Origin of the sequence: Kribbella sp. NPDC050281, from assembly GCF_040655855.1 — a bacterium.
Classification (GTDB): domain Bacteria; phylum Actinomycetota; class Actinomycetes; order Propionibacteriales; family Kribbellaceae; genus Kribbella.
On record NZ_JBFAKS010000048.1, the window covers coordinates 16,546 to 40,832 of the forward strand.

Here is a 24,287-nt window from a genome sequence, read left to right on the forward strand (position 1 = left end):
TACATCGGGGCGTTGACACTTACGTGTCAGCGCCCTTCCTCTTGCCTCGGACTTGAAAACTACCAGCTAGTAGGACTTGTCTCGGTATATGCCTGGTATATACCATGGTTATACCGGGTTGAAGCATCTTGTGAGGATGCGCCTGGCTGACGCCTAGGAGGGCGATTCCTGATGAAGCTGACCGTCGACACCACGGGCAAGACGTTCACAGTCACCAAGGCAGTGGAGGAGAAGAAGGACCAGAACGGCCGGCAGAAGGCTGACCGGAACACCAACGAGCTGCTCTGGTCGGTTCAGGTGATGGCGCTCGACGAGACGGGCGGCGAGGTGATCAACGTGACTCTGGCGGGCAATGCCATGCCGAAGATCAACGTTGGCTCCGTCGTCGTACCGGTCGAGCTCGAAGCCATGCCGTGGGCCACCAACGGGCGGAACGGTGTCGCGTACAAGGCCAAGACCCTCGGTCCGGCTGGCAACGCGAAGGCCTGATCTCCACTCGTCCCGTGATTCGTGCACTGCTCAGCTAGGGGGTAGTCATGTCGCAACCGACGGAGCATCGAACCATCACCGCGAAGCAAGCACGGTCCGAATACGTGGCCAAGTGCAACGAAATCGTCGAGATCGAACTGGTGCTCGTCTTCTTGGATGAGAGCATCGCCAGCAGCCTGAACCGGGCTGAACCTGTCGTTGCGATCAGCAACGATGCCGTCGCCGTCTACGCCTCACAGGCGTTTTGGCAACTGCTGGATCTGTACCGCGAGGCATCGAACCGTCGCCTCGATCTGTATGCCGCACGCGACTACGCGTACGCGGTCTGGAAGTCGGCTTCGGCCGAACACCCCGCGGCTGACACCTACGTGTCAACGCCGATGAACCACCTGTAGAACCCAAGAACGGCCCTCGAAAGGGCCGCTCCCTGGAACACAGACGCGAAGTCGGGCTCAAGGCCTAGGAAACCGTTCCCGGCTTCGTGTCTTTCCATCTCACCACCCCACTGGGAGGGGCGAGCTATGCCCAAATCTACCCGTTCGAAGTCGTCCTGGCGATCTCGCCGTAGCGGCGGCTCAAGCCGTGTCCTGCCGGGTGCGGTCGAAACCATCACCCGGCCGAATCAGACCTGGCCGATCATCCTGCTGCTCACGATCTGGCGCTGGCGCTGGGAACTGGCCTGTCTCGCCGGACTCGTCTACGTCTGGCACTGGCACCTGGCAGAGATCCGGGTGTTCTTCACCGACACGCTCCCGACCTGGGTCGCGGTCGTGTTCCTGCTCGGCACCGTCTACTGGCTCATTGCCGACACCCTGGTCCGCCGGTTCACCCGTAACCGGTTCTGGTGCGTCATCACCCGCCACCGGGTGCGGGCCTGCCTGATCGAAACCAGGATGCTCAATTACTCCGGCAACCTGCCGTTCATCGTGGGCTGCTTCGCCACCAAGACCGGACAGGTCGTCTGGTTGTGGATGCGCCCCGGCCTCTCGGTCGAAAAGCTCGAAAACCAAGCCGAAACCCTGGCCTCGGCGTGCTGGGCACGCAAAGCCACCATCGCCCGGCACAAGCGCAACGCCGCCCTCGTGCGGCTCGACATCGACCGCCGCGACCCGCTGGCGAACAAGACCATCGATTCGCCACTGCTGCAAGACACCAGCGGCATGCCCGAAGCGGCAGTCGCCGACGACGCTGTCCTCGCGTTCCTCACGCCCGACAGCGCCCCACAGGACTCCACCACCCAACCGCCGGCCAAAACCGGCAGTGGTGAGACCCGAACCAGAACCTCGAAGACCAAGACCACCGCGGCCGTGAACGACGGCGAAGTCATGATCTTGGGCGCTAACGGAGAAGACGTGTCCGACTATGTCTAGCTTCAACCCGAAATCGGTGTTCCCCCGGCGCACGCCGGGGGCCACCCCCGCACCCAAGGGTGCACTCTCCATCTACGACCCGATCTACCTGGGTCTCGACACACGCGGCAAACGAGTCCGCGTGACCTTGATGTACCGCAACATCCTCATCGGCGGCGAACCCGGCGCCGGAAAGTCCGTTGCACAGGGCAACATCGTCGCTCACGCCGCGCTGTGCACGGACGTGGATCTCGTCCTGATCGACGGCAAGATCGTTGAACTGCTGCCGTACGCGCCAGTCGCGAAACAGTTCGTCGGCAACGACATGCGCAAGGCACTGCGTGTCCTGCGTGACCTCCAAACCGACCTCGACGAGCGCTATCTGCACCTTGCGCGCACGGGCCGCAAGAAGATCGTTCCTGGCGATGGCTTCCGCGCCAAGCTCCTGTGCATTGACGAGCTGGCGTACTTCACCGTCACCGTCGGTACCAAGGACCAGCAAGAAGAGTTCCGCGTCCTGGTGCGCGACATTGTCGCTCGTGGCCGCGCTGCGGGCATCATCACGGTCGCATCCACTCAGCGCCCGAGCGCTGACATCGTCCCGACGTCGCTGCGGGACCTGTTCGGGTACCGGCTCGCGTTCCGGTGCGCCACCGACTCCAGCAGCGACATCATCCTCGGCACCGGCTGGGCCTCCCAAGGCCACACCGCAGTGGACATCGAACCCGAAGCTCTCGGTGTCGGGCTGCTCCGCGCCGAAGGCGGCTTCCCGCGCCGCCTCAAAACGGCGCTCCTCGAAGACCACCACGTCAACCAGATCGTCCGCCGGGCCGCTCACCTCAGGAGGGCCGCATGAACACCACGATCACGATCGGTGTCGAGTCCGACTTCGACACAGGCTACGCAGCACTCCTCGACGCACGGGCCAACAAGTACGCCTACGTCCACGACTGCGGCTACATCGTCTACAGCTACACCACCCCGACCGGCTGCCTCGAATGCCGCAGCAACCGCCGCCAGACCCTGTCCAACCACGGCACCTGGCACCAGCTGTTCATCCGCCACCAGGAGGGGACATGACCTACTACGACGCCAACGGCGGCGAACGCGACGACCGCATCATCGTCGGCTACGACTTCACCGACCACTCAGTGGCCGGCATCAACCTCGCCTGCAACGGCGAAACGCCCTTGGTCGCCATCGACCTCGGCGGAACACCGATCGAGATCGAACTCATCACCGGCTCCGTCACCGCATTGAGCCACCTCATCGACGCCTGCTACGAGGCACGAGCGCTCCTCGAAGAACACCTCGTGGACCACGCCACGAAGACCGACACCTGGACCCAAGACCAGGTCTACATCCCCAACGACTGGACGGAGGGCCAGTCATGAACGGAACGACCGTTGCCGCCAAACCGGTGACCACGACCAAGCTCACCGGCCTGACATGGCACAACATCGACGTCCTGTCCGGCATCACCGGCTGGACCCTCACCAAGACGACCGCCGTCTACAACGGCGCACCCACCGCCGCCCTGACGTCGGTCCAACACCACATGGACCAAGTCCGGGCCACCGAAGGAGGCCGCGCACACGGCTACGCCTCACTCATTGCCGTGCGGAACAAGCTGAAGGAGTCCAGCACCGGCGCGAGTCACCCGGCCGTCGCGGTAACCATCAAACGCGCCAAGAAGACAACCACCAAGACCCGCACCGGGTCACCCACGGCGCGACTGACACGTAGGCGTCAAACCGAATACACGACTGCGGAACTGGTCTCTGCCCTCGAAACTGCGTGGGCGGCCATCCGGACCAACCACACCGAGATCCCGGCCGTGGTGATCGTCGTCGGCTCCGGTACCGCCACCAAACAGGCCAAGTACGGGCACTTCGCACCCGTTCGGTGGCAGCACGGCGAACAGCGCCTGGCCGAAGTCCTCATCTCCGGCGAAGGACTCAAAAGGCCGGCCGAAGAGGTCTTCACCACCCTGCTCCACGAAGCAGCACACGCTCTCGCGGATGCCCGCGAGATCAAAGACACCAGCCGCCAAGGCCGGTGGCACAACCAGAAGTTCGCCGAACTCGCAGGAGAGCTCGGCCTGGACGCCACCAAAGATCCCAAGATCGGCTGGTCACCCTGCACCCTCCGCGAGCAGACAGCGACCACCTACAGAACGGTCCTCGCTGGCCTGAGGAACGCGCTCATCGCCTACCGCCACCCCGAAGCCCTCGGCGGACAGGCCAAGAAGAACAACAACAACGCGGTCGCCTGCGCATGCGAATGCCCACGCCGGATCCGGGTCGCCAAAGCAGTCCTCGAACAAGGCGAGATCACCTGCGGTATCTGCGACTCCACCTTCGAACCCGACGAATAGACACCGGTTCGTTGCTGGCTCCCATCCCTGGGCGAACACCCGGGGATGAGGGCGAACACCGAACAACCACCCGACCAGGAAGGAGTGACCCGAGTGAGAACCAATCACGACCTCGCCGTCTGGCTGTTCGGATCGAGCTACCGCGCCTTCTACTGCGACGGATGCCAACAACCGATCGTCGTGTCCCGCACCCAGTGGCAACACCCCATCTACATCCTTACTCTCGCCGTCGAGCTCGGCGCCGGTGTCGTCGCCCACTGCGCCTACCAACGCTGCGGTCTCGGCGTCACCCAACACTCCGCACCCGTCGAACCCGACCCAACCCCCGCAAGGAGTATCCGATGACCGTCGATATCAACGCCTACGCCAACCTCGTCGCTCACCGCGCCGTGGCTGACCACGAGTTCCTGTGTGACTGGGTCGCCGCCGACCACCTCGGCGGCCACGACTGGTGCCCCACCGTCCTCGAACCCGGCGACGACTACACCCTCGTCGTCCTGCTCGACCCCACCGGCAACCCCGACAACGACCGCGTGGCCGGCCGCTACTGCATCGGCTGCGGCTACCACCTGTTCGGCACACCCGAACTCGAACCCCGGCCCCACACCCACCGCCTGACACGTCACCGGCAACCACGAGTCCCCCCGACCAACTCCCCGTAGCCTCCCCAGACTCTTGGTCGGGAAGGACCCGCGGCCCGCCGCTGGTCCCCAGCCACCAACGCCGAGCTGGCCCCCATTCAAGAACGGAGCCAGCCAACCTCCTCGGTGCCCCACCCCAACCGCATCAAACGGACCAATCGTCTCGAAAGGAGCCCGCCCATGACCGTCACCGATTCCACACGACCTGTGAGCGGCCTCCAAGACCCGCTCCTCGCGATCAACCCCCGTCGACCCATCATTGACCCTGGCAAGCGGCACAACCCCGCCTCGGCGATCGAGGAAGCCATCGCTCGAGCGGCCTCGACCGCCAACTACGACGCCTGGCTGGAGCACACCGGCTCAGCGGGCGGCTGCGTCCGGCCCGTCCAACTCCGCGGTGAATCGCACATCGTGTCCGACCGGACCGGGCGGATCATCTCCACCCGGCACACCGACGACATGCCAGACGGCGTCATCTACAAGGCCTGCGGCAACCGCCGTGCCGCTGTCTGCCCGTCCTGCGCCGAGACCTACCGCGGCGACACCTACCAACTCGTCCTGGCCGGCCTCCAAGGCGGCAAAGGCATCCCCGCCTCGGTCGCGCAGCACCCGTCCGCGTTCGTCACCTTCACCGCCCCCACCTTCGGCCCCGTCCACGGCATCCGCGCCATCCGCACCCGCGACGGGCAACTGCGCAACCGGCCGTGCCGACCACGCCGCAACCCCGAGCCGTGTCCGCACGGTGTCGACCTGCGCTGCCACCAGACCCACCGCGACGGCGAGAAGATCCTCGGCACACCGCTGTGCCTGGACTGCTACGACCACGACCACCAGGTCGTCTGGAACGCGCTGTCCGGCGAACTGTGGCGCCGCACCATGGACCGCGCCAAAGAGATCCTCCGCGCCGAAGCCAAGAAGCACGGCGCCACGGTCAAGCTGTCCTACGGCAAGGTCGCCGAAATGCAGGCCAGGGGAGTAGCCCACTTCCACGCCCTCATGCGCCTCGACGGCGTCAACCCGCTTGACCCGACCCTGATCGAGCCACCGGCCTGCGCCGCGACCTTCGCCATGCTCGCCGACGCTGTCCGCCGCGCGGCCACCAGCATCCGGTTCCGGTCCCTGTCTCATCCCGACAATCCCGATGGCTGGCTGATCGAGTGGGGGACACAGCTCGACGTACGCCCCGTCCGGCAAGCCGTCGACGGCGCGATCACCGAAACCGCCGTTGCTGGATACCTCGCCAAGTACGCCACCAAAGGCGCCGAAGCCACCGGACACTCATCGGCAAGGCTCACCAACGCGACTGTTCGCCGCTATATCAGCGAGGGCACCCATGCCGGCCGATTGGTCGACGCCTGCTGGCGACTCGGACGCCCCGGATCCGACCTCGACGAGGCCGAAGCTGCCAAGAACTCCGGGCGGCTCTCGTACCGGCGCCTTCAGCGGTGGGCACACATGCTCGGCTTCGGTGGCCACTTCTCCACCAAGAGCCGCCAGTACTCCACCACCCTGAAAACACTCCGGGAGGCCCGCGCCAACTGGCGGCGCGACCACCACCGCACCGCTGACCACATCGACGACGTCGAAACCACCCTCATCGTCGGCAACTTCATCTACGCGGGCACCGGCTGGAAAGCCATCGGCGACGCACTCCTAGCCAACACCGCCGCCGCCAAAGCCCGCGAACACCGACGCCTGGTCAAGGAATTGATTGCTGAGAGCAACAACGACTGACACGTAACTGTCAACAAGGAGGAAATGATGGTGGCAAGTATCGAACGGCGCTGGACTGTCGAGGATGTTTCCACTTACCTCGGCGTTCCGGTGAAGACGCTGTACAAGTGGCGCTGTCAAGGCTACGGTCCGGCAGGAGTCCGAATCGGCAAGCATCTGCGTTACGACCCGGCCGAAGTGGTCGCCTGGTTCAACGCGCAGAAGTCGGCGTCGTAGGTCAGGGGCTGGGGATGGCCAGGAAACCACTGCCGCTTGGGTCTTGGGGCAAGATCCGAAGCTATGCCGTGCATTTCAACGAGAAGGGCAAGGCGGACCGCTTCCGGGCGGTCGCATACTACCGAGACTTGGACGGCAAGACGCGACAGGTCGAGGCCAACGGCAAGAGCGCGACAGCAGCAGAGAACAACTTGCAGACGAAGCTGAAGGAACGCTCGCAGTTGGCGAGATCCGGCACGCTCACATCGATGACCCGGTTCTCCGCGGCGGTCGATGTCTACCTCGGAAAGCTCGAGGCGATGGTGAAGGATGGCAAGCGCGCGCCCGGCACGCTCTACACCTATCAGACACAGCTCAAAACGAACGTGCTGCCGCGGATCGGCGATATACGGCTCGGTGAGCTGACGACCCCGTTGCTGGACAAGGTCATCACCGCAATCAAGGACGAGGTAGGCGCGGTGTCAGCAAGGACGTGCAAGAGCATCGTTGCGGGTGTCCTCGCACTCGCCGTACGCCATGGCGCAATCCACTCGAATCCGGTTCGCGAACTGGATTCGATCGAGGCAGCACCTAGGAAGACACCGAGAGCGCTGACTGATGAGGAACGGCAGGCTTGGTTCGAGATGCTGGCGGGTGACGAGCGCGCCAATCGCGCGGATATCCCCGACCTGTCATTGTTCCTACTCGCCACCGGAGTCCGTATCAGTGAGTCGCTTGCCGTGCTCTGGGAGCAGGTGAACTTTGAAACCAACGAAGTCGAGATCACCTCGCAGATCAGCAGGGTGATAGGTGTCGGCCTCGTCCGGCGCCGCACGAAGACAAAGGCAGGTCTCCGCGTATTGAGTCTGCCGTCCTGGGCGATGGCAATGCTGCAACGAAGGTTCAGCGCTGGCGTTCGACTTGACGCTCCGATCTTCGCCGACGCGATCGGAGGGTTTCGGGATCCGCACAACGTCCGCACATCCTTGCGTCAGGCTCGAGAGCCGATCGGTAGTGAGCTGCGCCGGGATCTTGGTCGTGAGTTGAAGAAGGTTCGCCGCGAGGCCGGCCTTTTGCAGGCTGACGTCGCTCATCGGTTGGGATGGTCGATACATAAGCTCAGCCTCATTGAAACTGCGCGTGTGCGGGTGGACCCCTCTGAAGTGGAAGCTCTGTTGGCCCTGTACCGAGTCAAGGGGCCCGTTCGTGTATCGCTGCTCGACCTCGCAGCTCGAGCGGGTGAGCCCTCGGTATCCGATCAGTTCGCCTGGGTCACCTCCCACATCTTCCGGAAGACGACGGCGACGATCCTTGAGGACTCTGGGCAGACGCCACGCAAAATCGCGGACCAGCTTGGGCACTCAAGGATCTCGACCACGTTCGACGAGTACATCGGTCGGCGGTCACGCAACCCTGAGGCCGCATCCGCCCTGGACAAGGCCATGCCGGAGTTCCTGAAAACCGAAAACCATGGGGTAAACCATGGATCGGAGGACTCCGAATCATGAGCCATGAGGCATATGCCCTGGTCAGAGAGCCGGTGAGGGGACTCGAACCCCTAACCACCGCTTTACAAGAGCGGTGCGCTGCCAGTTGCGCCACACCGGCGGGTGTTTGCTGGACCATCTTAGGGGATGGGAGGTGGGCGGATGGGGGTGCTGCGGGAGGCACGCGGGTTTCGGGTGTTGTGGGTGGCTCGGGCGGTGTCGTTTCTGGGGGACTCGCTGGGGTTGGTGGCGCTGCTGCTGTATGTGGAGGCGTCGACGGGGGCTGCGCTGGCGGTGGCGTTGTTGTTGCTGGCGGGGGATCTGACGCCGGGGTTGTTCGGGGCGTTCGCGGGGGTGGTGGGGGATCGGTTCGATCTGCGCCGGGTGATGGTGACGTGCGACGTACTGCAGGGTGCGTTGGTGGTCGTGATGGCCGTCACATTGCCGCCGTTGCCGGTGTTGCTGGTGATGGTTGCCGTACGGAGTGTCGTGGCGCAGGTGTTCCAGGCGAGTTCGCGGAGTGCGGTGCCGGCCTTGGTGAGGGACGAGGATCTGGAGTCGGCGAATTCCACGCTCGGGGCGGGGACGAACGGGCTGGAGGCAGTCGGGCCGTTGATTGCGGCGGCGTTGTTCCTGGTGACGGATGTGCGGGGGATCTTGCTGATCGATGCGGCGACGTTCGTGGTGTCGGCGGTGCTGCTGAGCCGGTTGCCGAAGATGCCACCTGAGGGTGCGGGGGACGTGAAGACGGGCGTCTTCAGGGATGCTCGGGACGGGCTGACGTACATCTGGCGGACGAAGGCGGTGCGCGTCATCGGGATCGCGTTCTTCGCCACGGTGGCGTTCAACGGGGTGGATGACGTCGCGATGGTGTTCCTCGCCAAGGACGAGCTGGGCGCGGGCGACTCGGCGGCCTCGGCGTTGTACGCCGGGGTCGGGATCGGGTTGGTGGTTGGGTTCGCGGTGCTGGCGCGGTATGCGAGCCGGTTCCGGATGACGACGCTGATCTTGCTCGGGTTCGCGGTGAGCAGTCTGGGGAACCTGGTCACGGGGCTTGCCTGGGCGGTGTGGGCCGCGTTGGCAATGCAGGTGATCCGGGGGTTCGGGATCGCGGGCGTCGACGTGGGGATGAACACTCATCTGCAACGCATCGTGCCGCCGCACCTGCGGAGCCGAGTCTTCGGCAACCTGTACGGCGCTATCGGTCTGGCTGCCGGGGTGTCGTACGTCCTCGGTGGGCTGCTGCTCGAGCACACGGACGCCCGGGTCACTTTCGTTGCCGCAGGCACCGGTGGACTGCTCGCTACGGCTGCGGCTGCTCTCGCAGTTCGTCGATCGGCCGACGAAGGGCCCGAGCACCCCGTACGGCGATCAGCGGGATGACCGCCATCACGAGGAACGCCGCCGTCGGGTAGTCGACCAGCAGACCCACCACGGTCGCGACCAGGAGACCGCCGAGGTTGCCCGACATCCAGATCAGCCCGGCCGCGGTCCCCTCGGCTTCGCCGGTACGACGTTCCACCAGCTCGAGCACGATGGGAAGCGCAGGCAGGAGGAGCAACCCGATCAGCGCGATCGCGACGAACCCGGTGAGGACGCCAGGGGCCAGCGCCAGTACGACGCAGGCGATGGAAGTCACGGTCAGGCTGAGGACCAGCAATGCCGACTCGGCCCGGCGTCGCACGACCACAACAGGGATGATCGCGCTGCCGAGTACGCCGGCGACGACGGTCACCAGCAGGATCGTGCTCGCCGTACCGCCGGAGACGCCGGCCGGCTCGAGCAGTGCCTGGGCAAAGGTGGTCATGGCAACGAAAACACCGAACGGGAAGAGGGCGAGGACGCAGAGGCGCCGGATCAACGGGTCGCCCCAGGCGATCTCGAGAGCGCCCCGGTCACCGGAAGAGGTCGCCGCGACGGAGTGCGGGCCTTCGTTGCGGAGCGCAACAATCAGCACCAGAGCGGCAGCCACACAGAAGATCGCGGTCACAGCCAGCATCGTCCCCAACGACTCGCCGGTGGTGAAGATGGCGTCGAGGGAGAACGCGATCACCATGCCGGCGAAGATGCTGGCGGTGCCGACGGCGATGCCGGTCGGGCGGTCGTCCTCCTCGAGGTACCGCCCCGTGATCCCGGTGACCGCGTTCAGCACGAGCGGTTGGGCGACCGAGGCAACGATCTGCCCGGCCAGCAGCCAGCCGAAGTCGTCCCCGATCAGCCGTACCAGCGCGCCCACCGCGGTCAACACCGCGCCGGCAAGCAACCCGGCTCGGAACCACCGATCGAGGATCAGACCGCACGGGATCGCGAGTACGACGTACAGCAGCGGGAAGACCTGGGCGAGCCACCCGATCGCGGTCTCCGACACGCCGTAGTGCGCCGCCGCGACGGTGGTCACGCCGGCGAAGTTGAGCCAGACGAGCTGGGTGGCCGCGCCGACCAGGGAATAACCGACGATCGCCGCCCAGCGACTCCCGGTCACCACTCGCGCCATCTGATCCCTCCGATCTCGTACCCCCAGGCCATCACAATCGCGGCAGGTACGCCGCCCCACGCGGGAGCGGGCTCCGGGCGAGTCATTTGTGATGGCCTGGCGGTTCAGCACCCGAACTGTAGTGCCGTCACACGCCCCATCACACGATGCCGCAGTACAAAAGAGGCATGGTGGATTGGGAAGGACCGCTCACGGAGGCGTTCGAGCGGGCGACTACGTACCTGGCCGGGCTCCCGGAGCGTCCGGTCGGCCCCCGCGCGACCGCGGCCGAGCTCCGGCGAGCACTCGGCGGGGAACTGCCGACCGGACCCAGCGAGCCCAGGGACGTGATCGCGCACCTGGCGAAGGGAGTCGAGGACGGACTGCTGCCGAGCGGGAGCGCCAGGTTCTTCGGCTTCGTGTTCGGCGGTGCGACGCCGGCGTCGCTCGCCGCCGACTGGCTCACCACGACCTGGGACCAGAACGCCGGCCTGTACGCCGCCTCGCCCGCGGCGGCCGTGGTCGAGGAGGTCACGGCGGACTGGCTGGTCGAGCTGTTCGGCCTGCCGAGAGGTACGTCGGTCGGCTTCGTCACCGGCGCGCAGATGGCCAACTTCACGGCCCTGGCCGCTGCCCGGCACGAAGTACTGCGCCGGGCCGGCTGGGACGTCGAGCGCGACGGCCTCATCGGCGCACCCCCGATCCGGGTGCTGGCCGGGGCCGCGCGGCACGACACGATCGACCGCGCCCTGCGGTTCCTCGGCCTGGGCACGAACTGCATCGTCCCGATCGCCGTCGACGACCAGGGCCGGCTCAGAGCCGACGCACTCGCCGAGGCGCTCGACGACACGGGACCGCAGATCGTGTGCGCCCAGGCGGGCAACGTCAACACCGGAGCCTTCGACCCGATCCGCCAGATCTGCGACCTCGCGCACGAGAAGGGCGCCTGGGTGCACGTCGACGGCGCCTTCGGCATCTGGGCCGCGGTCAGCCCAACACTAAAAACCTTGGTCGACGGCATCGACCGCGCCGATTCCTGGGCGACCGACGCGCACAAGACCTTGAACGTCCCATACGACTCAGGCCTCGTCTTCTGCGCCCACCCCGAGCCGCATCGCGCCGCTATGTCGATCCGGGCGGCGTACCTGATCCAGGACGAGAACGGCGAACGCGACTCGCTGGACTTCAACCCGGAGTTCTCCCGCCGGGCGCGTGGGTTCGCCGTGTACGCCGCCATCCGCGCCCTCGGGCGGTCGGGGATCGCCGAGATCGTCGACCGGTGTCACGCGATGGCCGGCCGCTTCGCCGAGACCTTGGCGGCGAATCAAGCCGAGACCTTGCCAGCAACTCAAGTCTCAATACTCAACGATGTAGTCCTCAACCAGGTCCTGGTCCGCTTCGGGGACGACGACGAGCTGACTCGGCGGGTGGTTCGCGCGGTGCAGGACGAGGGCACCTGCTGGATGTCGGGCACGACCTGGCAGGGCAAGGCGGCGATGCGTATCTCGGTCTCCAACTGGACGACCGACGAGTCAGACATCGACCGATCAGCGGCCGCAGTTCTGCAATGCCTTCAACGAGCGTAGGACTCGAGGCGAGCGAGGGCGGCGTCGAGCGAGTCGCGCAGCGGCTCGACTCGGCGGAGGGTCTGAGCCAGCAGTACGCCGCCCTGCATCGCCGCAAGCATGGTGTTGGCCAGCGCATCCGGGTCGGCATCGGCGCGCAGCAACGCCCGGTCACGCATGCCGGACAGGTCGCGCCGGAAGCGGTCGAGCCAGCGGCCGTACCCGTCGGCCAGGTGGGAACGCGTCTGCGGGCTCGACTCCACGAGTTGCCCGGCGAGCGAGCCGAAATCGCAGCCGCCCTGGAACTTCCGCCCGGTGTGCCGCGCGACGATCAGGTCGGCCCAGCGATGCCAGGCGGCGAACGAGTCGAGCGCAGGTTCGTGGTCCGCGACGGCCTCCGCCTGCCAGGCGATCACGTCGTCGATCAGCGTCCGCTTGTCGTGGAAGTAGTGCGTCAGCTGCGATCCGCTCACGCCGGCGGCCCGGCGTACGTCGTCCAGCTGGGTCCGCGTGATGCCCTTGCGCCGGACCAGTTCGGCCGTGGCGGCGAGGATCCGGGCCCGGGTCGCCCGGCCCTTCGCGGTCAGTCGATCGTCCACCTCATCGAGACTAGCCGATTCTGGGGTTCTGAACCCAGAAACGGAGGCGCATGATGGTCCTATGGGTGAGGGGATTCTCGAGTTGGCGCAGGAACTGGCCGAAGTGAGCCGGCTGGTCGAGGACGATGACGTCCCGACCACGCTGGGCCGGTTCGTGCACCGGGTCGTGCTGACGGTGCCGGACTGCGAGGAGGCCGTGATCACGGTGCTCGCCGACGATTCGGCCGAGATCGTGGCGCGGTACCACAAGACCGCTGATCCGGTGGCAGAGCCGACCCGGTCCACACTGGCCGAGCAGCTGACCAAGGGCGGCGGTCCGCTGTTCGACGCGCTCAGCTACGGGGAGCCGCGCCGGATCGGCGACCTGGCCGCCGATCACCGGTGGCCCGAGTTCAGCGCCGCCGCGATCAACGCCGGCTACCGCAGCTGCCTGTTCCTCCCGCTGCCGGCCGCGGGTGACGCGGCGGCCGCGTTCAGCCTGTTCTCGGCCAAGCCGGATGCGTTCGGCAGTACGTCGTACGACATCGTGCTGCTGTTCGCCATGCACGCCGGGGTCGCCTTCGACAACGTGCAGCTGTTCAACGACAGCCGGACGCTGATCGAGCAGTTGCGGACCGCGCTCGGCACCCGGACGGTCATCGGTCAGGCCCAAGGGGTGCTGATGCACCGCTACGGCGTCCCCGCGACGGTGGCGTTCGACGTACTCAAGCGCTGCTCCCAGGACACCAACGTCAAGCTGCGGCAGTTGTCTCTCGAGCTGGTCGAGGCGCACAACCAGGGCAGGCTCAACGAGGCGCTGCGCAAGTACGGCCTGAACTCCGACGAGTGACCCTGTCGATTTCCGGCCCGGTCGCTCGACGCAGTGGTGTACGGCGCAGGAGGCGCCGGTCACGAGGAGGCTGCAGCGATGTCGTTCCAGGCGTACTTGGACAAGACCGAGGAGAAGACCGGCCTGACCCCGCGGGCGCTGGTCGACCAGGCGAAGGAGCGCGGGTACGACGCTCCCGGCGTGAAGGCCGGTGTGATCTGTGACTGGCTGAAGGCCGACTACGACCTCGGTCGCGGGCACGCGATGGCGCTGGTGCACGTGATCAAGAACGGCCCGGGGATCAGCGACAAGCACGTCGGCAGCACCGGCACCCACCGGGACCCGTCGGACACCCTGTGGCTGGATGGGAAGGCGACCAACCCGGCCGGCTGAACGGCGTACCGTAAGCGGGTGGATTCGAAGAGGTCACCGCGGGACAAGTGGATCACGATCTACGGGCGCAAGCCCGTGCTCGAGGCGCTGCATGATCCCGCGCTGTCGGTGGCGAAGGTGGTGGTGGCGGACAACGCCACCGGCGGTTCGCTGCAGGAGATCCTGCGCGCCGCGGACAAGTACGGGACGCCGGTCGAGCGCGCGACAGCCAGCCGGGTGAAGTGGCTCGCTGGGAACGGCAAGCACGACCAGGGTGTGGTCGCCGATGTCGACGCGCCGCGGATGACGCCGCTGGAGGAGTTCGTCCGGGCGCGCGGCCGCCGCCCGACGAACGTCTTCCTGCTGGACGGCGTCACGAACCCGGGCAACGTCGGGATGATCCTCCGAACCGCGACCGGAGCCGGCTTCGACGGCGTGATCCTGCCGCGCGCCGGGACGCCGCACGTCGGGCCGCTGGTGATCAAGGCGTCGGCCGGGATCGCGTTCCAGGCCCCGATCGTGAACACCTCGACCGCGAAGGCGGCTGTCGACCTGCTGCGCACGGCCGGCTACCACGTGTACGGCCTGTCGGCCCGGTCGCACGACTCCCTGTTCAAGGCCGAGCTTGCGCCGCGCGCCGTCTACGTCCTCGGCGGCGAGACCAACGGCATCACGGTGGCGACCGACTCCGACCTCCAGATCCCGCTGCACGCCGGTGTCGAGTCCCTCAATGTCGCGGTCGCCGCGGCTGTCGTAGCCTTCGAGGTCACGAATCGCTGATCGGCCGTGCAACGCGGAAGTCCGCCGCCGAGGGCCGCGGGGTCGCTGGCCCGGCCAGCGTGACGACCGTGTTCGGTGTCGTCCAGGGCACTCCGAAGGTCACTGTCCAGACCGCCGACGGCCACGTCGGCGTCGCGACGGTCAAGGACGGCTTCTACGCCTACCGCCGAGTCGAGCAGTCCCCGTGGCCCGGTCCGATCCCGGGCGCCGTGGTCAGGTTCCGGAACCCGGGCCAGGGCGAGTACGTCGCCGCCCATCGCTGAGACAGACGAAGAGCCCGACCGCGGGGGGATGCGACGGGCTCTTCTGAATTGTGCGGCCAAGCACAATGCAATGCCGGAGGGGGGATCCGGCGGTGCCCTTCTACGGTCTCGCGCCGGACGGTACGGCGGCAACGACGCTGGCGAAGGGTCCATCCACAAAACGAAGTCCACCGATGGTTCTCGACGTGGCGCGATCCGGTGGTCGAGACTGGCGGTGTGGGTGGGGGATTGCCGGCGGGGACGGTCTCGATGGTGTTCACGGACATCGAGGGCTCGACCATGCTCCTGCGCCGGTTGGGGGAGCAGTATCTGGAGGCGTTGAAGGGGCACCGCGAAATCCTTCGCGGAGTGTGGGACGAGTACGGCGGGATCGAGCTCGGCACCGAGGGCGACAGCTTCTTCGTGGTCTTCCCGACGGCTGACAATGCGGTCAGGGCGGCGGTCGAGGGGCAGCGGCGGCTGGCGGGGAACCGGTGGCCGGGCGGGGAGCGGTTACGGGTGCGGATGGGGATCCACACCGGTACGCCGGGCGTGTACGAGGACGACTACTGGGGTATGGACGTCCACCTGGCGGCGCGGATCGCGGGGTCCGCGCACGGCGGTCAGGTGGTGATCTCCGCGGCGACCGGCGACGTGGCGCGACTGCCCCAGGGTGCGTCGTTGCGTGATCTCGGCATGCACCATCTGAAGGACATTCCCGAGCCTGAGCACTTGTTCCAGGTGACGGTCGCGGGTCTCGAGCAGGACTTTCCTCCACCACGCACCGTAGGTACGGCGAGCAGCCTCCCGGTGCCCGCGAATCCCTTGCTGGGAAGGGATCCCGACCTAGCGCGCCTGACCGGGTTGATCCGCCAACCGGAGATCCGGCTGGTCACCCTCACCGGACCCGGCGGTGCGGGCAAGACGCGACTCGCGATGTCCCTGGCCGCCGAGCTGACGAACCAGTTCCCCGGCGGCGTGTATTTCGTGCCGCTCGCGGCGGTGACGTCGGAGCAGGTGATGTGGACGTCGATCGCCGAGGTTCTCGACGTACCCCCGCGCGAGCGCAGTCCCGCGCGGCTGACGTCGTACCTGGCGCATCGTTCGCTGTTGCTGGTCCTCGACAACCTGGAGCAGGTGGACGGTGCCGCCACGGTCGTTGCCCAGATCATCGAACGGGCGCCGCAGGTCGAAGTCATCGCGACGTCGCGGCGGCCGCTCGGGCTGATGGCCGAGCACCAGCATCCGGTGATGCCGCTGGACACGGTCGCCGAGGACTCGCCCGCCGTACAGCTGTTCGTGCAACGCGCACAGGCCGTTCAGCCTCGATTCACTCTCAGCCCGGCCAACGTCGCCGACGTGGTGGCCATCTGCCGTCACCTGGACGGCCTGCCGCTGGCCATCGAGTTGTGTGCTCCGCGCGTCCGTGTGCTCAGCGTCAACGAGCTGCTCGGCCGCATGGACCAGAGGCTCGACATCGCATCCACGAGCAGTGTCACACCGGATCGGCAGCGGACGTTGCGCGACACGATCGCCTGGTCCTACGAGCTCCTCAGTCCCGATCATCGCCGCATCTTCCGCCGCCTCGCCGTCTTCTCCGGCGGCGCGGACCTGGCCGCGATCACCGCCGTCGTCTGCGACGCCGAGGATCCGCTCGACGCGGTCGTCGAACTGAACGACGCCAACCTGATCGCCATCTCCGAGGGTCCGGAGGGGGGCAGCCGGATCGGGTTGCTGCAGACGATCCGGCAGTACGCCGGCGACGAGCTCGAGGCCACCGACGAGGCCGATGCGGTGCGTGCGGCGCACGCGTCGTACTACACCGGCGTCGCCGAGAATCTCCAAGCCCTGCGGGAATCCCGGCACAACACGGCCCTCGAACTGGCCGAGTCCGAGCTCGACAACTTCCGCGCCGCGCTGACCTGGTCGACCTCGGCCGACATCCCGACGAGCCGACGGCTCTGCGCCGCGCTCGGATGGGCCTGGCTGATGGCCGGTTACATCGCCGAGAGCCGACAGTGGCACGAGCAGGTCGTCGCGCAGACCGCCCATCCGTCGGCGGACCTCGCTGCCTGCCTTCGTGGACTCGGCAATCTCCTTCTCCTCCAGGGCGAAACGGATCAGGCCCACGAGGTCGCGCTGCGAAGTCTCGAGATGTCCAGAGCTCTGGACGACCGCCCCGGTATCGCGTATGCCCTGACTCTCCTCGGTACGGCGCAACGTCAGCAAGGCGAAGTCCACGCGGCCGAACGCACTCTCGTGGAAGCGCTCGACTTGCATCGCCACCTGGATGACAAGAGCCGGCTGGCCCGGGTCCTCGGCCACCTGGGTGGCATCGAGGAGGAACTGGACCGGCTCGAGCGCGCCGAGGCCCTGCTGCGCGAGTCGCTCGCGCTCTACGAGGCGCTCGGTGACGTGTACGAAGCCGCCGTACAGGGGCAGAACCTGGCCTTCCTCCTCGTGGTCTCCGGCCGGGTCGTCGAGGCGGGCGAACTGGTCCGTGAGCTGGCCAAGACCATCCTCGCCATGGGCAGCCCGAGTCTCATGCTGGCGTTCGCCAACACGGCGATGAACATCCTGATCCGGGAGGGCGATCCGGTCGGGGCCGCGCATCTGTTCGGCGCCGAGGAGGCGATGGGTGAGCGGCTGGAGATCGCGAACCCTTACCTGGAAGAGGAACTCGAGGAGGCGGTTGCCCTCATCAACGGCGTGCTGTCGCGGGCGGAGTGGGAGGACCACCGCCGGGCCGGCCGGTCGATGCGCGTCGAGGAGCTGTTGGCCCGGCTCTGAGTCCGACACGGGTGGTAGCGCTGAGTGGTTGTGCGAGGCCCCGAAGGACCCCATACTCTTCTCACCGCCGTCGGCGGTTCTGTGGGGGCAGAAGCATGTCTGGGGTTCATTGAAGTGGGGGGCTTTACTGTGCGTGCTTTGGGGACGTTTCGTGCTGCGCTGGTAACGGCGCTGGTGGGTGCGGGCCTGGTGGCCGGCACCCAGGTGGCGGCGGCCGCGCCACCGTCGAGTGTGATCGAGGTCAGTACGACGTCGGTCGCTCCTGGGCAGACCTTCACGGTCACCCAGACGCTGTCGAACGACCGCGACTTCAGCATTCTGGGATCGAAGGCGGGGATGTACGCGAAGGAGCCGGCATCGCTGCCCGGCCTGGTCGACCTGGTGGGGTGCGCGGGGGCCGTCGCCTGTGACCAGTTGGGCAGCAGTTACCGGTCCGGGCTAGGTGACATCCCGCCCGGTGAGTCCAGGTCGGTGACGTGGACGTTCAAGGTCAAGGACGACGCTCCGGCCGGGACGATCACGCTGCAGCACCAGTTCATCGGGGAGAACTACGCGTTCGAGATCTTCGACGGACCGGCGCTCACGATCGAGCAAGGGACCACGGACGCCGACGTAGCGGTCAGCATGACCGCGTCGGTACGGACGCTGCTCATCTCGCGGATCACCTACACGGTCACGATCAAGAACAACGGTCCCTCCGCGGCCACCGGCGTACGGGTGGTCGGTGCCTACCCGACCCGGCTCGTGTACGCCGGCGGCAACTGCACCCGGGTGGGGTCGACCAAGACGGTGAACTGCGACGTCGCTTCGCTGGCGAGTGGCGCCAGCGTGACGCGGACGTTCGCCGCCGACGCCGGCCTTCTGACGATCGGCCCGCTCGTTGCCGCGGCACAGCGCACGGGCAGCTCGCCGACCGACCCGGTCGCGAGCAACGACAAGGCCAGCCGCACCTGCCATGCGCTCACCAGCCTGCTGGTGCGCTGCTGATCACCTGGTAGGTCACACATCCGGCCGGCGGCCGCGGGTTCTCGAGTCCCGCGGTCGCCGGTCTTTTCGTGGTTCACGCCTTGCATCGATGGGTGGAGGGGGTTTACGGTCCCGGTTAACGTTTAAGTGTGCGTTAGTGAGCACTTGTTCAGAACTTGGAGCAGCTATGGTCAGTCGTCGGCGATTCCTGCAATTGGGCGGTGCCGTGGTCGGGGCGGCTGTCGCCGGTCCCACGCTCGCGGCCTGTGGTGACGGTGGTACGGCGAACGGTGGTGCGAAGGCCTCGGGCGACCTGGCGCTGCCGACGTACAAGCCGTTCGAGGGCGTGCGGCCGGATCTGGCCGGGGCGGAGTCCGGGCTCGAGCCCGGGTTCCTGCGGTTCCCACCGGACGCGACCGCGAGCGTGAAGGCGTCGCCGCTGAAGAACGCGGTGACTGCGCTGACCGAGACGTTCGCGACGCCTCCGCCACCGATGGGCAGCAACCCGATGTGGCAGTCGCTGAACCAGGCGCTCGGCGCCGAGTTGCGGCTCACCATCGGCACCGACCCGGGCTACCCGGAGAAGTTCGCCACACTGCTGGCCAGCGACTCGCTTCCGGACCTGATGTGGCTGCCGCCGAACCAGGGCATCCCGAACATCGGCCCGATGCTGGAGGCCAAGTTCCAGGACCTGACGAAGTACCTCTCGGGTGACGCCGTCCTCGAGTATCCGAACCTCGCCGCGCTGAAGCCGGCGTCGTGGCGGACCGCGGTGGTGAACGGCAAGATCTGGGGCGCGCCGATCCCGTCCACGCCGTTCGGCCAGGTGATGATGGGCAACCCGCGGACCTGGCAGAAGGTCGGCGGCCTGCAGTGCAGCACGGCGGACGAGTTCTTTGCCAAGTGCAAGGAGCTCACCAACGGCACCAACTACGCGCTCGAGCCCGCGATCATCAACATGCTGCACATGTTCGGCGAGTGGTTCGGCGCCCCGAACGGCTGGCGGGTGAACCAGGATCGCTCGCTGACCTACCTGTACGAGACCGACAACTACAAGGCCGCGGTCGAGTACGCCGCCAAGCTGTGGGCCGCGAAGGTCTTCTACCCCGACCTCAACCTGGCCGACGCCACCCCGAAGACCGTGAACGGCCAGATCGCCGCGCAGGTCACGGTAGGCCCGCGGGCGACCGCCGACTTCCGTGCGATGGATCCGACCCTGTTCGTCGACACGATGATCCCGTTCGGCCACGACGGCAAGGCGAAGCCGGTGTACGACATGGGCTACGGCACCGTCGGGTTCACGCCGTTCAAGAAGACCGACGAAGGTCGCATCCGTGAGCTGCTCGCGCTGATGGACTACCTGTCGGCGCCGTTCGGCACCAAGGAGTACCTGCAGAAGAACTTCGGTGTCGAGGGGCAGCAGTACCAGCTGGACGGTCAGAAGAATCCCGTGCTGACGAAGGCCGGAACCCAGCAAGGGCAGGGTCTGGTCAGTGCGCTGCAGATCATGACCGCGCCGGAGAGCGTGATCTTCAACCCGGCGTTCCCCGAGGACACCAAGAAGATCTACGCGACCGAGCAGAAGCTGCTCGAGCACGCGATGCGCAACCCGACCGCCGGCACGTACTCCGACACCAGCAGCAAGGTCGGCCCGAAGCTCACCGCGGCGTTCCGGGACACGATCGTCGATATCGTCACGGGCCGGCAGAAGCTGGACGCGTACGACGAAGCCCTCAAGCGCTGGAAGAACGGTGGCGGCGACAAGATGCGCGACGAGTTCGCCGCCGTCCTCCCGTCGAGTGTGCCGGTCACCGGGTCCTGAGTGATGCTGAAGCGAGCCTCCTCGACGACGCGGGTCAAGAGCGGTCTGCCGTTCGCGGTGAAATGGCGGCGGGACTGGCAGATGGTGCTGCTGATGATCCCGGGGGTCGTGTTCCTGCTGGTGTTCTTCTACCTGCCGGTGCTCGGCAATGTGGTCGCGTTCCAGGACTTCCAGCCGTACCTCGGCATCATGCACAGCGAATGGAACGGGCTGCAGAACTTCGTCAATCTCTATGACAACCCGGACTTCTGGGACGCGCTGCGTAACACCTTGGTGCTGGCCGCGGTGCAGTTGCTGTTGTTCTTCCCGGTGCCGATCGGGCTGGCGCTGATCGTGGACTCGCTGGTCAGCAACCGGGTCCGGCGCTGGTTCCAGACCATCGCGTACCTGCCGCACTTCCTGTCCTGGGTGCTGGTCGTGACCCTGTTCCAACAGTCGCTGGGTGGGGCGGGGTTCCTGAACAACCTGCTCCGGCAGGCCGGGCTGGATCCGATCCCGTTCATGACCAACCCGGACACCTTCCCGCTGCTGGTGGTCGCACAGCTGATCTGGAAGGACGCCGGCTGGGCGATGATCATCTTCCTGGCCGCGCTGACCACCGTGGACGTCTCGCTGTACGAGGCGGCCGCGGCCGACGGAGCCGGCCGCTGGCGCCGGCTCTGGCACATCACGCTGCCCTCGCTGCGGACCGTCATCGTGCTGCTGCTGATCCTGCGGATCGGCGACATCTTGAGCGTCGGCTTCGAGCAGTTCATCTTGCAGCGCGATTCCGTCGGCCCGGGTGCGGCCGAAGTACTGGACACCTTCACGTACTACGCGGGTGTCGTCGGCGGCGACTGGAGCAGTGGAGCCGCGGCCGGCCTGGCCAAGGGTGTGGTCGGCGCGCTGCTTCTGTGGGGTGCGAACTCGCTCGCTCATCGGCTCGGTGAGCCGGGGATCTTCCAGAGGCGCTCATGAGACCTGTGTGGAAAGAGAATCCGTCGCCGGGCTACCAGGCGATCAAGGCCCTCGTCCTGGGTGGATTCGCGCTGGTGATCGTGATTCCGATCCTGGTGGTGATCTCCACGTCGCTGGCCAGCGATCAGGACATCATCGACGCCGGCGGGTACGTCCTGTGGCCGTCGCATCCGACGATCAAGGCGTACCAGACCTTGTTCAGCGGCGGGCTGATGGGACGAGCGATCCTGGTCAGCGTCTTCGTCACGATCGTCGGTACGGCGATCGCCGTCGCGGTGACGATCGCCTTGGCCTACGCGACATCCCGGCCGGTGCTGTTCGGACGGCCGGTGCTGCTGATGGTGTTGTTCACGTTGCTGTTCGCGCCCGGGATCATCCCGATGTTCCTGGTGGTGAAGCAGCTCGGGCTGCTGGACAGCCTGTGGTCGCTGATCCTGCCCGGTGCGCTGGGCGCGTTCAACTTCGTTGTGCTGCGTACCTTCTTCATGAATGTGCCGGGCGAACTGCTGGAGAGCGCGCGGATCGACGGCGCGAGCGACTTCACCATCCTGCGGCGGATCGTGATGCCGCTGTCGAAGGCGGTGATCGCGGTGGTCGGGCTGTTCTACGCGGTCGGCTTCTGGAACGCCTTCTTCAACGCGCTGCTGTACCTCAACGACACTTCGAAGTGGCCGGTCCAGGTGATCCTGCGGACATACGTACTGCAGGGCAAGTCGCTGTCGGCGGACCAACTCGGGGTGGAACCGCTGCCGCAGCCGCAGTCGCTGCAGATGGCCGTGGTGGTGGTCGCGCTGGTGCCGATCGTCCTGCTGTACCCGTTCCTGCAGCGACACTTCACCAAGGGCGTCATCACCGGAGCCGTCAAAGGCTGACGGTCTGCGAGAATCGACCGCATGGCGATGGGGCGCACGCAGGACCGGCCGACGCTGCGGATGGTCGCGAAGGAAGCGGGCGTCTCGGTCGCGACCGTGTCCTACGTGCTGTCCGGGCGGCATCGCAGCCACACCATCAAGGACTCGACCGCCGACCGGGTCCGGGAGGCCGCGACCCGGCTCGGCTACCGGCGCAACGACGCGGCCCGCGCGATCCGCACCGGCAAGTCGGACCTGGTCCTGCTCTCGCTGAGCGTGCTCGCCGACCCGTGGTCGCAGGCGGTCGCGGCCACGGTCAGTACGGCGGTCGGCCCGTACGGGAAGACCGCGCTGATCGTGGCCGACGGCGACTGGCGGACCGTGCTCTCGAACCGGACGCCGGACGTGATCTTCATCGACAGCGTCAGCGCGGACCCCGAGCAGATCGCCGAACTGGAGGCGTTCGCGGCGCAGGGTGTGCAGATCGTGGCGTTCAGCGAGACGCTCGAGCCGCGCGGTTTCGACGTGATTCGGTCCGGCGCCGAGCCGCGCTGCCACCTGGCCGTCGAGCACCTGCTGGAACACCACGACCGGGTCGGTGCGCTCACCTCGCGGACCTCGGGCTTCGCTCGCTTCGACGCGTACCTGAACTCGCTGCGGTCGGCCGGCAAACCGATCCGCGAGGACGACATCGCGATCTTCGAACAGCACCCGGAGGGCGCCTACCGCGCCGCGATGGCTCTGCTGAGCAAGCCGGACCGGCCGACGGCGATCTACTGCACGACGGACTTCGCCGCGATCGCCGTCGTCCGCGCGGCGCATCGGCTGCGGATCGACGTACCGCGGGATCTGGCCGTGGTCGGTGTTGGCAACACGCCGGAGGGTGAGCATCTGGATCCGTCGTTGTCGACCGTCGGGCCGGTGGGGTTCAACGGGGCGCTGGCGCGGATCATCGTCGGGCGGCTGACCGACCGTGAGGGCGCGCCCGGCGAGGTCTTCGACTTTCCGTGGCAGCTCATCGTCCGCGACTCGTCGAAGGTGGTTCCTGGTTGAAGGGCTGGGAACGGGTGACGATCGGGGAGTCCGGCGCTGACGTGTTCCGCCGGGGCGACGTGTTCGCCAAGCGCTGCAGGGCGGGCGGGGTCCAGGCTCTGCGGGATGAGCGGGACCGGGTCGAATGGCTCGCGGGAACGGCGATTCCCGGGGCGACGGTCGTGGACTGGGTCGAGTCGGCGGATGGTGCGTGCCTCATGACAACCGCGGTGCCGGGCGTGCCGGGGGACTCGCTGGCTGTTGAGGACCGGGTGGCCGCGATGGACAGCCTGGGCCGGATCCTGCGCGACCTTCACGCCTTGACCGATTGCCCCTTCGAGCGTCCGCTCGCGTCGGTGGTGGCGCTCGCGGCGGACGTCGTACGGCGGGGTGCGGTGAATCCGGCGTTCCTCACCGACGAGTGGCGGAAGCTCGACCCGGCAGAGCTGCTCGAGCGAGTTGTTGCTGAGAGCCCCTATATCGCATCGGTCCAGGAGTTGGTCGTCTGCCATGGCGACCTCTGCCTGCCGAACGTGCTCTTCGACCCGTCGACGCTGGAGGTCACCGGGCTGATCGACCTCGGCCGCCTCGGGATCACCGACCGGTACCTCGATCTGGCGCTCGCCACCATCCAGATCCACGACGAGTGGTCGACCGACCCCGCCCCGTTCCTCACCTCGTACGGCCTCCCGCACCCCGACCAGCGCCGCCTGGACTTCCACCGCCTGCTCGATCCGCTGACCTGGGGCTGACGGCCG

At 66.9% G+C, this 24,287-nt stretch carries 27 protein-coding genes and 1 tRNA gene; 25 read left to right on the forward strand and 3 right to left on the reverse strand.

The genetic code is table 11. The features are described from left to right. Nucleotides 1-171 precede the first annotated feature (171 nt). From AB0I34_RS37305 to AB0I34_RS37360, 12 genes are all read left to right on the forward strand, one after another. Nucleotides 172-489: a hypothetical protein gene (locus AB0I34_RS37305; RefSeq protein ID WP_360454917.1), complete on the forward strand. Its 318-nt coding sequence runs from the start codon at nucleotides 172-174 to the stop codon at nucleotides 487-489. Between the two features lie 47 nt (nucleotides 490-536). Beyond that, nucleotides 537-884, forward strand: a complete 348-nt coding sequence (locus AB0I34_RS37310; protein WP_360454919.1) for a hypothetical protein — start codon at nucleotides 537-539, stop codon at nucleotides 882-884. A gap of 336 nt (nucleotides 885-1,220) precedes the next feature. Further along, entirely contained in the window at nucleotides 1,221-1,859 is a 639-nt protein-coding gene (locus tag AB0I34_RS37315) for a hypothetical protein (protein WP_360454922.1), read from the forward strand. Further along, a complete protein-coding gene (locus AB0I34_RS37320) occupies nucleotides 1,852-2,694 on the forward strand; it encodes an FtsK/SpoIIIE domain-containing protein (RefSeq protein WP_360454925.1) in 843 nt (280 codons plus the stop codon). Before AB0I34_RS37315 ends, AB0I34_RS37320 begins: the two co-directional genes overlap by 8 nt. Continuing rightward, on the forward strand, nucleotides 2,691-2,918 hold the full coding sequence (locus AB0I34_RS37325) for a hypothetical protein (RefSeq protein WP_360454928.1): 228 nt from the start codon (nucleotides 2,691-2,693) through the stop codon (nucleotides 2,916-2,918). The genes AB0I34_RS37320 and AB0I34_RS37325 overlap by 4 nt, the downstream gene beginning before the upstream one ends. Next, nucleotides 2,915-3,232: a hypothetical protein gene (locus tag AB0I34_RS37330; RefSeq protein ID WP_360454931.1), complete on the forward strand. Its 318-nt coding sequence runs from the start codon at nucleotides 2,915-2,917 to the stop codon at nucleotides 3,230-3,232. The genes AB0I34_RS37325 and AB0I34_RS37330 overlap by 4 nt, the downstream gene beginning before the upstream one ends. Beyond that, nucleotides 3,229-4,215 (forward strand): hypothetical protein, encoded by a 987-nt coding sequence (locus AB0I34_RS37335; RefSeq protein ID WP_360454934.1) that lies wholly within the window; start codon nucleotides 3,229-3,231, stop codon nucleotides 4,213-4,215. Before AB0I34_RS37330 ends, AB0I34_RS37335 begins: the two co-directional genes overlap by 4 nt. A 93-nt stretch (nucleotides 4,216-4,308) precedes the next feature. Further along, on the forward strand, nucleotides 4,309-4,560 hold the full coding sequence (locus AB0I34_RS37340) for a hypothetical protein (protein ID WP_360454937.1): 252 nt from the start codon (nucleotides 4,309-4,311) through the stop codon (nucleotides 4,558-4,560). Continuing rightward, nucleotides 4,557-4,877: a hypothetical protein gene (locus tag AB0I34_RS37345; RefSeq protein WP_360454940.1), complete on the forward strand. Its 321-nt coding sequence runs from the start codon at nucleotides 4,557-4,559 to the stop codon at nucleotides 4,875-4,877. Before AB0I34_RS37340 ends, AB0I34_RS37345 begins: the two co-directional genes overlap by 4 nt. A gap of 159 nt (nucleotides 4,878-5,036) precedes the next feature. Then, nucleotides 5,037-6,590, forward strand: coding sequence for a replication initiator (locus AB0I34_RS37350; protein ID WP_360454943.1), 1,554 nt, complete (start codon nucleotides 5,037-5,039; stop codon nucleotides 6,588-6,590). A 27-nt stretch (nucleotides 6,591-6,617) separates the two neighbouring features. Next, the gene (locus AB0I34_RS37355) at nucleotides 6,618-6,806 is read left to right on the forward strand and encodes a helix-turn-helix domain-containing protein (protein WP_360454946.1); all 189 of its coding nucleotides are present in this window, start codon (nucleotides 6,618-6,620) and stop codon (nucleotides 6,804-6,806) included. Nucleotides 6,807-6,874: 68 nt separating this feature from the next. After that, nucleotides 6,875-8,293, forward strand: a complete 1,419-nt coding sequence (locus tag AB0I34_RS37360) for a helix-turn-helix domain-containing protein (protein WP_360454949.1) — start codon at nucleotides 6,875-6,877, stop codon at nucleotides 8,291-8,293. Between the two features lie 27 nt (nucleotides 8,294-8,320). Here AB0I34_RS37360 and AB0I34_RS37365 read toward each other — a convergent pair. Next, nucleotides 8,321-8,393, reverse strand: a tRNA-Thr gene (locus tag AB0I34_RS37365). Between the two features lie 41 nt (nucleotides 8,394-8,434). Here AB0I34_RS37365 and AB0I34_RS37370 point away from each other — a divergent pair. Then, nucleotides 8,435-9,655, forward strand: coding sequence for an MFS transporter (locus tag AB0I34_RS37370; RefSeq protein ID WP_360454952.1), 1,221 nt, complete (start codon nucleotides 8,435-8,437; stop codon nucleotides 9,653-9,655). Here the strand turns inward: AB0I34_RS37370 and AB0I34_RS37375 are convergent. Continuing rightward, on the reverse strand, nucleotides 9,576-10,766 hold the full coding sequence (locus AB0I34_RS37375) for an MFS transporter (protein ID WP_360454954.1): 1,191 nt from the start codon (nucleotides 10,764-10,766) through the stop codon (nucleotides 9,576-9,578). The two genes, AB0I34_RS37370 and AB0I34_RS37375, sit on opposite strands and share 80 nt — an antisense overlap. Nucleotides 10,767-10,933: 167 nt before the next feature. Here AB0I34_RS37375 and AB0I34_RS37380 point away from each other — a divergent pair, with 167 nt between their 5' ends. Beyond that, nucleotides 10,934-12,331, forward strand: a complete 1,398-nt coding sequence (locus tag AB0I34_RS37380; protein ID WP_360454957.1) for an aminotransferase class V-fold PLP-dependent enzyme — start codon at nucleotides 10,934-10,936, stop codon at nucleotides 12,329-12,331. On the opposite strand, the gene AB0I34_RS37385 is transcribed toward AB0I34_RS37380, so the two are convergent. Then, the gene (locus AB0I34_RS37385) at nucleotides 12,319-12,909 is read right to left on the reverse strand and encodes a TetR family transcriptional regulator C-terminal domain-containing protein (RefSeq protein WP_360454960.1); all 591 of its coding nucleotides are present in this window, start codon (nucleotides 12,907-12,909) and stop codon (nucleotides 12,319-12,321) included. The two genes, AB0I34_RS37380 and AB0I34_RS37385, sit on opposite strands and share 13 nt — an antisense overlap. Nucleotides 12,910-12,970: 61 nt before the next feature. Between AB0I34_RS37385 and AB0I34_RS37390 the strand changes: the two genes are divergently transcribed. The 11 genes from AB0I34_RS37390 to AB0I34_RS37440 all read left to right on the forward strand — a co-directional run bounded on the left by AB0I34_RS37390 (nucleotide 12,971) and on the right by AB0I34_RS37440 (nucleotide 24,281). After that, nucleotides 12,971-13,738, forward strand: coding sequence for an ANTAR domain-containing protein (locus tag AB0I34_RS37390; RefSeq protein WP_360454962.1), 768 nt, complete (start codon nucleotides 12,971-12,973; stop codon nucleotides 13,736-13,738). A 78-nt stretch (nucleotides 13,739-13,816) separates the two neighbouring features. Next, on the forward strand, nucleotides 13,817-14,110 hold the full coding sequence (locus AB0I34_RS37395; RefSeq protein ID WP_360454965.1) for a DUF4287 domain-containing protein: 294 nt from the start codon (nucleotides 13,817-13,819) through the stop codon (nucleotides 14,108-14,110). An 18-nt stretch (nucleotides 14,111-14,128) separates the two neighbouring features. Next, nucleotides 14,129-14,869: an RNA methyltransferase gene (locus AB0I34_RS37400; protein ID WP_360454968.1), complete on the forward strand. Its 741-nt coding sequence runs from the start codon at nucleotides 14,129-14,131 to the stop codon at nucleotides 14,867-14,869. A 59-nt stretch (nucleotides 14,870-14,928) separates the two neighbouring features. Then, the gene (locus AB0I34_RS37405) at nucleotides 14,929-15,132 is read left to right on the forward strand and encodes a hypothetical protein (RefSeq protein ID WP_360454971.1); all 204 of its coding nucleotides are present in this window, start codon (nucleotides 14,929-14,931) and stop codon (nucleotides 15,130-15,132) included. Nucleotides 15,133-15,348: 216 nt separating this feature from the next. Then, nucleotides 15,349-17,901: an adenylate/guanylate cyclase domain-containing protein gene (locus AB0I34_RS37410; protein ID WP_360454974.1), complete on the forward strand. Its 2,553-nt coding sequence runs from the start codon at nucleotides 15,349-15,351 to the stop codon at nucleotides 17,899-17,901. A 138-nt stretch (nucleotides 17,902-18,039) separates the two neighbouring features. Beyond that, nucleotides 18,040-18,888 carry a DUF11 domain-containing protein gene (locus AB0I34_RS37415; protein ID WP_360454977.1) on the forward strand — a complete coding sequence of 283 codons (849 nt, stop codon included), beginning with the start codon at nucleotides 18,040-18,042 and terminating at the stop codon, nucleotides 18,886-18,888. A gap of 166 nt (nucleotides 18,889-19,054) precedes the next feature. Next, nucleotides 19,055-20,689 (forward strand): sugar ABC transporter substrate-binding protein, encoded by a 1,635-nt coding sequence (locus tag AB0I34_RS37420; RefSeq protein WP_360454980.1) that lies wholly within the window; start codon nucleotides 19,055-19,057, stop codon nucleotides 20,687-20,689. Nucleotides 20,690-20,692: 3 nt separating this feature from the next. Continuing rightward, nucleotides 20,693-21,646 (forward strand): ABC transporter permease subunit, encoded by a 954-nt coding sequence (locus tag AB0I34_RS37425; protein WP_131353006.1) that lies wholly within the window; start codon nucleotides 20,693-20,695, stop codon nucleotides 21,644-21,646. After that, a complete protein-coding gene (locus tag AB0I34_RS37430; RefSeq protein WP_360454983.1) occupies nucleotides 21,643-22,518 on the forward strand; it encodes a carbohydrate ABC transporter permease in 876 nt (291 codons plus the stop codon). The genes AB0I34_RS37425 and AB0I34_RS37430 overlap by 4 nt, the downstream gene beginning before the upstream one ends. A gap of 21 nt (nucleotides 22,519-22,539) precedes the next feature. Further along, a complete protein-coding gene (locus AB0I34_RS37435; RefSeq protein WP_360454986.1) occupies nucleotides 22,540-23,550 on the forward strand; it encodes a LacI family DNA-binding transcriptional regulator in 1,011 nt (336 codons plus the stop codon). Then, a complete protein-coding gene (locus AB0I34_RS37440; protein WP_360454989.1) occupies nucleotides 23,547-24,281 on the forward strand; it encodes an aminoglycoside 3'-phosphotransferase in 735 nt (244 codons plus the stop codon). The genes AB0I34_RS37435 and AB0I34_RS37440 overlap by 4 nt, the downstream gene beginning before the upstream one ends. The last annotated feature ends 6 nt before the right edge of the window (nucleotides 24,282-24,287 follow it).

Excerpts from the sequence above, each read along its gene's own strand:
- AB0I34_RS37305 (WP_360454917.1), top strand. The coding sequence starts at position 172 with ATGAAGCTGACCGTCGACACCACGGGCAAGACGTTCACAGTCACCAAG.
- AB0I34_RS37310 (WP_360454919.1), top strand. The coding sequence starts at position 537 with ATGTCGCAACCGACGGAGCATCGAACCATCACCGCGAAGCAAGCACGG.
- AB0I34_RS37320 (WP_360454925.1), top strand. The coding sequence starts at position 1,852 with ATGTCTAGCTTCAACCCGAAATCGGTGTTCCCCCGGCGCACGCCGGGG.
- AB0I34_RS37325 (WP_360454928.1), top strand. The coding sequence starts at position 2,691 with ATGAACACCACGATCACGATCGGTGTCGAGTCCGACTTCGACACAGGC.
- AB0I34_RS37330 (WP_360454931.1), top strand. The coding sequence starts at position 2,915 with ATGACCTACTACGACGCCAACGGCGGCGAACGCGACGACCGCATCATC.
- AB0I34_RS37335 (WP_360454934.1), top strand. The coding sequence starts at position 3,229 with ATGAACGGAACGACCGTTGCCGCCAAACCGGTGACCACGACCAAGCTC.
- AB0I34_RS37345 (WP_360454940.1), top strand. The coding sequence starts at position 4,557 with ATGACCGTCGATATCAACGCCTACGCCAACCTCGTCGCTCACCGCGCC.
- AB0I34_RS37350 (WP_360454943.1), top strand. The coding sequence starts at position 5,037 with ATGACCGTCACCGATTCCACACGACCTGTGAGCGGCCTCCAAGACCCG.
- AB0I34_RS37355 (WP_360454946.1), top strand. The coding sequence starts at position 6,618 with ATGGTGGCAAGTATCGAACGGCGCTGGACTGTCGAGGATGTTTCCACT.
- AB0I34_RS37370 (WP_360454952.1), top strand. The coding sequence starts at position 8,435 with ATGGGGGTGCTGCGGGAGGCACGCGGGTTTCGGGTGTTGTGGGTGGCT.
- AB0I34_RS37375 (WP_360454954.1), bottom strand. The coding sequence starts at position 10,766 with ATGGCGCGAGTGGTGACCGGGAGTCGCTGGGCGGCGATCGTCGGTTAT.
- AB0I34_RS37380 (WP_360454957.1), top strand. The coding sequence starts at position 10,934 with ATGGTGGATTGGGAAGGACCGCTCACGGAGGCGTTCGAGCGGGCGACT.
- AB0I34_RS37390 (WP_360454962.1), top strand. The coding sequence starts at position 12,971 with ATGGGTGAGGGGATTCTCGAGTTGGCGCAGGAACTGGCCGAAGTGAGC.
- AB0I34_RS37395 (WP_360454965.1), top strand. The coding sequence starts at position 13,817 with ATGTCGTTCCAGGCGTACTTGGACAAGACCGAGGAGAAGACCGGCCTG.
- AB0I34_RS37420 (WP_360454980.1), top strand. The coding sequence starts at position 19,055 with ATGGTCAGTCGTCGGCGATTCCTGCAATTGGGCGGTGCCGTGGTCGGG.
- AB0I34_RS37425 (WP_131353006.1), top strand. The coding sequence starts at position 20,693 with ATGCTGAAGCGAGCCTCCTCGACGACGCGGGTCAAGAGCGGTCTGCCG.
- AB0I34_RS37430 (WP_360454983.1), top strand. The coding sequence starts at position 21,643 with ATGAGACCTGTGTGGAAAGAGAATCCGTCGCCGGGCTACCAGGCGATC.
- AB0I34_RS37435 (WP_360454986.1), top strand. The coding sequence starts at position 22,540 with ATGGCGATGGGGCGCACGCAGGACCGGCCGACGCTGCGGATGGTCGCG.